4 protein-coding genes and 2 pseudogenes are annotated in these 6,836 nt (G+C 39.2%); 3 read left to right on the forward strand and 3 right to left on the reverse strand.

Annotation, left to right across the window (positions count from 1 at the left end):
* Positions 1–916 (forward strand): annotated as a pseudogene (locus JCM12259_RS15515) (TraM recognition domain-containing protein); the annotation flags it as partial.
* 238 nt (positions 917–1,154) lie between these two features.
* Here JCM12259_RS15515 and JCM12259_RS15520 read toward each other — a convergent pair.
* From JCM12259_RS15520 to JCM12259_RS12100, 3 genes are all read right to left on the reverse strand, one after another.
* Positions 1,155–2,807, reverse strand: a complete 1,653-nt coding sequence (locus JCM12259_RS15520) for a S8 family peptidase (RefSeq protein ID WP_081784210.1) — start codon at positions 2,805–2,807, stop codon at positions 1,155–1,157.
* 5 nt (positions 2,808–2,812) lie between these two features.
* On the reverse strand, positions 2,813–3,427 hold the full coding sequence (locus tag JCM12259_RS12095; protein ID WP_025066633.1) for a tail fiber domain-containing protein: 615 nt from the start codon (positions 3,425–3,427) through the stop codon (positions 2,813–2,815).
* Between the two features lie 76 nt (positions 3,428–3,503).
* The gene (locus JCM12259_RS12100) at positions 3,504–4,274 is read right to left on the reverse strand and encodes a class I SAM-dependent methyltransferase (protein ID WP_025066634.1); all 771 of its coding nucleotides are present in this window, start codon (positions 4,272–4,274) and stop codon (positions 3,504–3,506) included.
* Positions 4,275–5,093: 819 nt separating this feature from the next.
* Between JCM12259_RS12100 and JCM12259_RS12105 the strand changes: the two genes are divergently transcribed.
* Positions 5,094–6,491 (forward strand): DUF3945 domain-containing protein, encoded by a 1,398-nt coding sequence (locus tag JCM12259_RS12105; protein ID WP_025066635.1) that lies wholly within the window; start codon positions 5,094–5,096, stop codon positions 6,489–6,491.
* A gap of 21 nt (positions 6,492–6,512) precedes the next feature.
* Positions 6,513–6,836, forward strand: a pseudogene (locus JCM12259_RS15525) (toprim domain-containing protein); the annotation flags it as partial.

Raw genomic sequence — 6,836 nt, forward strand, 5'->3', positions numbered from 1 at the left:
AGCTTGCCAACTACCTTTCTCCTTTTATGGACGCATGGAGGGTGGAGCACAGGACCAGTTGCAGGGACAGATCGCCAGTGCCAAGATACCGCTATCACGTATGATTTCTCCTGCACTTTATTGGGTGATGACAGGCGATGATTTCTCGCTTGACATCAATAACCCTAATGAGCCGAAAGTCCTCGTCGTGGGAAACAATCCAGACCGCCAGAATATCTATTCAGCAGCACTCGGACTCTACAACAGCCGTATCGTAAAACTCATCAACAAGAAGAAGCAACTCAAATCTTCAGTTATTATCGACGAGTTACCGACAATCTACTTCCGTGGCTTGGACAATCTGATTGCCACTGCACGAAGTAATAAAGTAGCAGTGTGTCTGGGTTTTCAGGACTTTTCGCAGTTAACCCGTGACTATGGAGACAAAGAAAGCAAGGTGATTCAAAATACGGTGGGCAATGTCTTTTCCGGGCAAGTCGTCGGAGAAACTGCCAAGACGCTATCTGAGCGTTTCGGCAAGGTGCTTCAGCAACGACAGTCCATGACCATCAACCGCAACGATAAGTCCACGTCTATTTCCACACAGATGGACAGTCTTATCCCGGCAAGCAAAATTTCCAACCTCACGCAGGGTATGTTCGTGGGTGCCGTGTCCGATAACTTTGACGAGCGCATTGACCAGAAGATTTTCCATGCTGAGATTGTGGTGGATAGTGCCAAAGTCTCCGCTGAGATGAAATCCTATCGCTCAATCCCTGTCATTGTTGAGTTCACGGATGAAGAGGGCAAGGATATTCTCAAAGAGACGATCGAAGGAAACTATAAAAGAGTGAAGAGAGAGAGCTTAGGCATTGTTGACAAGGAAATAAAAAGGATTAAGTTTGATCCTTCATTATCACATCTTATAAAAGATTAATTCCGGGTGAAAAAGGAATAAATGCCTTTAAAATAAATGACAGAAGAGGGATAAGATTAATCCCTCTTCTGAATAAAAGATAATTATTTCTTGGAGATTTCGAATACAGAACCTTTCGTTATGGTGAATGGAGCGTCAATAGTTACATTATTACCATATGTGAACTTCAAATACGAATTATTTGTAACATTAAAATTTCTTGCTTTAATAATCCACCCAACTACATTTCTATTGGATGTTACAGTTTGATCATAGAAGTAAACAATCCCTCCTTGTGCTGCTGAAACAGCTGAAAAGGCATCGCAGATACATATCCCATTTGTTCATTCCAAGTTCCATTCGTTCTGTCAGGCATAGTTGAATATGCATAATTTCCAGCCTTTTGTGCAGTTTGTTCTATTATATCTACAACATTTTTTCTTGTCAATTCTGGATTAACAGATAAAACTAATGAAGCTATGGCACTCACATGAGGAGCAGCCATAGAAGTACCACTCATCTCATCAAGCCCATTGTTAGGAACTGTTGATAAAATATTACTTCCTGGTGCAACAACATCAAGAGCTTTCCCATAAGACGAAAAACTAGATTTTTTATCCCTTTGGTCCACGGATCCAACAACAAGAATGTCTGGATGGAAATTTGCAGGATAATCTGGCATTGATTTATTATAATTTCCAGAAGCAAAAACAACAACCATTCCTTTCCCTTTTCTACCAGAAGTCATTGCGGTCCTAATAGCATCTTCCAAGATAGCACTATGCATTTCTTTGTAAAAGGCTCCACCCTGATCTCCCCAGGAGTTGTTGATAACATCAACATTGTGAGATGTCGCATATCCAAACCCTGTTGCTAACTCGCTACTAATAGTTGGTGAAAGGTACAATCCATGACTGATGGATAAAATTGTGGATTGAGGGGCAAGACCTGCTATTTGAATACCATTATGGTTTGCACCTATAATACCTCCTACATGAGTACCATGTGTTCCGCGAACAACAGATGGAGAATGACCATTATGTATGTCATATGACAATGGACTATAATTATTCGCGAACTCTCTATGGTTTTGATCTACACCTTGGTCTAAAACCGCAACAGTAATTTGAGGTTTGCCTTTAGTTAATTTCCAAGCATTGCACGCATTGACCTTTTCTAGTCCCCATTGCCGATTAAAATCAGGCTCAGAGGTACAATTATTTGTCTTAAAATTAAACATAAAAGCAGGGTCTACATCCGCAAATTTACCTGTTTCGTAGAATTTGTTGGAAGTTTCCAAACCATTAGAATGTATCGGCGACTTTATAATGTACCAATTAGGCATGTAATCAACTTCCTTTATGACCTTTGCTCCAAAGTCTTTCGCAATACTTTGGAGAATATTATAGTCTTGAGGTGATTTTAACTTTATATAGAAATACTCACTTGTTGATATATAGTTTTGTTCATCAAGTCCAAACACAGGTGCAACTTGAATATCTTTGTTTCCTTTCAATTTTTGTGTCATTGAACTAAGAATTCCATTCGTAGTTACATTACCAACTGGTCTTATTTCGACTATTTTCCAAAAACGCGACTGAGAGCTTCTTTGGCTTTGTACTGCTTGTTTAGTTGTAATTGTAGAAACGGCAGAATTTTTCAAGTCAATAGACACTAACTTTGAACTATCGGATGATGAAATATAGTATAAATTCCGTAAAGAAGATATTCCTATCTTTTCACCATTATACCAATAATAATAATCCATTGGGCGTCCACGGCTTGCTCGTGTCGAAATTTGATTATCTGGCTTGTTGATGATATTATTATCTATTACATCACTACAAGATATAATTACCACAGAAGAGCAAATCAACGCCGTATAAAGTAGTATAAATTTCTTGTATCTCATAGATTCTATTTTTTATTTTTAAGAACTTCTATTTCCTTTTGTAAAGATTTGATAGCGTCAATCATTACAGGGATAAGTGCGGTATAGTTAATCAATTTCTTACCTTCCGCATCAGTTAAAACTACATTGGGCAGAACTTTCTCAACCTCTTGTGCGAGTAGACCTATTTCCCTTTCATCTCCTCCTTTCCTTAGTAGAGAAGCCTCTCTAGTTGGGTTGTCAGAAAAAGAGTATGACACGGGATGTAATTTGAGAATGTAATTTAGTCCATTTTGCAAAGAACGAATATTAGATTTCGCTCTTGCATCAGAATAATTATAAACATCCTTAACTTGAATACTGTTGAAAGTATTTGTCTGTGTATTGTAGAATACAACTTGGTCAGCATGACTTGCCAAACGGGTACCAACAGGAGAGACGTCAATTTGAAAGAAATTACTATCTTTACATTTAAAATACATACCATTACTATTTAGAGTAATGCCGTAAAAACCAAATGGAGCTGTATTACCAAAGGTTAGCTTACCGTTACTATCATACTTTATTTGTGCATTCGCTGTTATGCAAAAAAGAGCAAAAACTAAGGTTGAAACAACCTTCTTAACCATTAAATTTTTCATTGCTGTTAGGTTTTAATTAATTTATCGGATTATGAAATCATTTTTTGAAAGAAGTATCGTCTTGTTCAATAAATTATTATGATAATAAATAGAAGCAAGACGTTGTGAAAAAGTCACGAATATAGGGAATTTTTCCAATTATCGGATGTAATAGGCGAGGTCTTAACTTAAATTTTACTTCATAATGTGGATTTATGAAAAATAGAGTTCTATCAAGAACACTAAATTTTTTATCAATCAATTTTTCAAAAAGTTCAATTGGACATTTTGTCTTTTTTATGTTAAGTAATTCCTTAATTGTATCTTTTTTTTCTCTCCCAAGTTTGAGAAAGATTTCGTATAAAACTTTAGGTAACAAATGAAACCATGGAAGATGAGAAAGAATTCTTCCTCTACAAATTTGTTGATGTCCTCCAAACGGCATTTGCCACGCAGGAAAAGAGATAAAGATAATTCCTTGTGGGGCAAGAAACCTTTTTAAGGAAGATATAAAAAAAGACTTATTATCTATATGTTCTAAAACATCATGACAAATTATTAGATCAAAAAGACCATCCATCCCTTTAATATCAAATATGTCTGAAGCTATAAATTCTCCAGTAGCATTAACTTCTTGAAAGAACTTTTTGGCATCACTAATTCTGCATTCCGCCAAATCTACCCCCAAGGTGTTGCATCCCTTTTGAGAAAAAGGCAAAAGATTTCCTCCATCACCACAACCTATTTCCAAAACATTCATTCCGCAAATTATTTTCTTATATTTTTCAATATAAGGAATAAAATATTTTCGGCTTGTCGTGGAAAGCTCTTGAAAATATAGTTTTCTATCAGATTGTCGGTATTGCATATTTTCTATGTGCTAATTCTTTTTTTTTGCGAAAATAGCGATAAAAAAGCAAATAAGCAAATTTTTGCCATTTTTTGTTCTTACAAAACCATTAAAATACCTAAGAATAGTGAAAGTTAATGGAGTTTTTATAAAAAACCGCCCTGTATACCTAATATTAGTGATATTGCTATATAGATCTGTGTTGATGATTTAATATTTAATGCCTATCCGACTTTTGGAGTGATAGAGTGTAATAACTGATGATCAGCAGTTCACATCTGTTTTTATAATCTTTACTCCTTGTTATTTGCAACCATAATATAAAGTGTTAATTTATAGGTTAGAGAGATTATACTGTTATGAATATATATGCGCTTATATTGCAAAGTTCTTATAAAGAGGATTTTATAAAGACTCTTTATCTATGCAAAACATAGAAATCTAACATGCCATCATTCTCCCCCCTAATTCTTCTATTCTTTGATTAAGTCTATCTTTTTTTATTCCTAATGGGATTTGCAAATGATTACTGTGTATCCGAGAGTTTACAAGTCTAACTTTCTTTTATCGTGCCCACATGTAAGAAGATTATCTTAGAAATTTCAAATGAGAAGTTATTAGAAATTCCTTTTCCACAAAGACTTCTATGTTCTCATATAGCAAAGAAATCGACATCATATTTTTTCAAGTAATCAAGTCTAAGGTTTATAAAACATCTTTCAATAAAACCTTTGTTTTCTCTCCTTTTCCCGTGATTTCCCTATGTCTTTAAGGCAGTATTATTGCTTATATATTTGCCGTTCGATAGCGATTTACTCATCTTAAAAACAAAGAATTATGGAATCAAACAGCAATGACAACTATGTATTGGTCTTGGAAGACCGCACGGAAGTGAAAAATGAACAGGATTCAGGAAATCTGTCGGTAGTTTCGGGTATCGACGACAAGGGTAACCTCAAGACCACCGAAGCCGCCGCAGCCAACCAAGCAGCATTCTTGAAGTTCAATAGCAAGGACGGACTTCTGAAGAACTTCATGACCAACTTCCTCAAACAGTTCAACGAGCCGTCCCGTTTCGGACTGTACAAGGTCGTGGCAAGCAACGTGGAGCAAGGCGTGGACAATCTTCGCACTCTGCTCCAAAGCCGTGAGAAGGACGAAAGCAAACAGCAACTGGAAGAGATGGGCGTACCCTTTGAGGACTATCTGCCGCAGAAGAAGAACGCCACCGTCATTGACGAGTCGAAGATTGATTGGAAGCAGCTCGACAACCTCGGCCTTTCCCGTGAGCGACTGGAACAAAGCGGAGAATTAGAGAGAATGCTCTCTTGGCAGAAGAGTAATCTCGTAACTATTGCCATCCCGATGGGTAACACCACTATTTATACAGATGCGCGTCTCGCTTTCCGCACGGACGACAACGGCAACATCGGCCTGGCTATCCATCCTTTGAGGAAGGAACCGCAACTCGATTTTCCCTATATGGGTTACAAGTTCTCTCCCGAAGAAAAAGAACAGCTCCTCACTACGGGCAACCTCGGCAAGACCATCGAGGTAACACCCAAGAACGGAGAACCTTTTGCTGCCTACGTCTCCATCGACCCGCAGACCAATGAGATTATCGCCCTGCGCGCCGACCGTGTGAACATTCCCAAGGAAATCAAGGGTGTTACCCTTTCCGGTGCACAATACAAAGACCTTGTGGAGGGCAAAGCCGTGAAAGTGGAGGGCATGACCGCCAAGAGTGGCAAGACTTTCAATGCCACGTTGCAGGTCAATGCCGAACGAAAGGGCATTGAGTTCATCTTCGACAACAATCGTGGCTTCAAGGAACGCCAGCAACAGACACAGCAGCAGGGCGCACCCCGTAAGCTCTGTGGATTGGAACTTTCCGACAAGCAGCGAGAGGCACTCGACGGTGGCAAGACGCTCTACTTGAAGAACATGGTGGACAAGCAGGGACAGTCCTTCAATGCCTACGTCCGTATGGACAAGGGACAGAACCGTCCACGCTTCTATAAATGGAACCCGGACAAAAGTCAGAAGAACGGCAAGGTGGAAGCCGTGGCAGAGGAACACAAGACACAGGTGGCGGTCAATAACCACGGCAAGACCAACGAAGCCACGAAGAATGTGAAAGAGCCATTGAAGACTGGACAGACACAGCCCACTGCCGCCCAAAAACAGAAGCAGGACGAAAATAAGCAGAAAAAGTCCCGTGGACGTAAGATGTAACCCTTAATTCTATTATCGACTATGACAACTTGTATTATTGCCGAGAAACCCTCGGTAGCCAGAGACATTGCCCGCATTGTCGGAGCAAACAGCAGACAGGACGGATATATGGAGGGTAACGGGTATCTCGTTACTTGGGCAATGGGACACCTCATCGCCCTTGCCATGCCCGAAACCTACGGTTTTTCTGCCTACAAAGCTGAAGATCTACCCATCCGTCCCAATCCTTTTCAGTTAGTGGTACGACAAGTACGTAAGGACAAGGAGTATATATCCGATCCAGCAGCACTAAAACAGCTCAAGGTGATACGATCCTGTTTTGATAAGGCAGACCGCATCATCGTC

Source organism: Hoylesella enoeca JCM 12259, assembly GCF_000613405.1.
Classification (GTDB): domain Bacteria; phylum Bacteroidota; class Bacteroidia; order Bacteroidales; family Bacteroidaceae; genus Prevotella; species Prevotella enoeca.

What these genes read in the sequence shown, in the direction of transcription:
- JCM12259_RS15520 (WP_081784210.1), bottom strand. Translation starts at nt 2,807, where the DNA reads ATGAGATACAAGAAATTTATACTACTTTATACGGCGTTGATTTGCTCT.
- JCM12259_RS12105 (WP_025066635.1), top strand. Translation starts at nt 5,094, where the DNA reads ATGGAATCAAACAGCAATGACAACTATGTATTGGTCTTGGAAGACCGC.
- JCM12259_RS12100 (WP_025066634.1), bottom strand. Translation starts at nt 4,274, where the DNA reads ATGCAATACCGACAATCTGATAGAAAACTATATTTTCAAGAGCTTTCC.
- JCM12259_RS12095 (WP_025066633.1), bottom strand. Translation starts at nt 3,427, where the DNA reads ATGAAAAATTTAATGGTTAAGAAGGTTGTTTCAACCTTAGTTTTTGCT.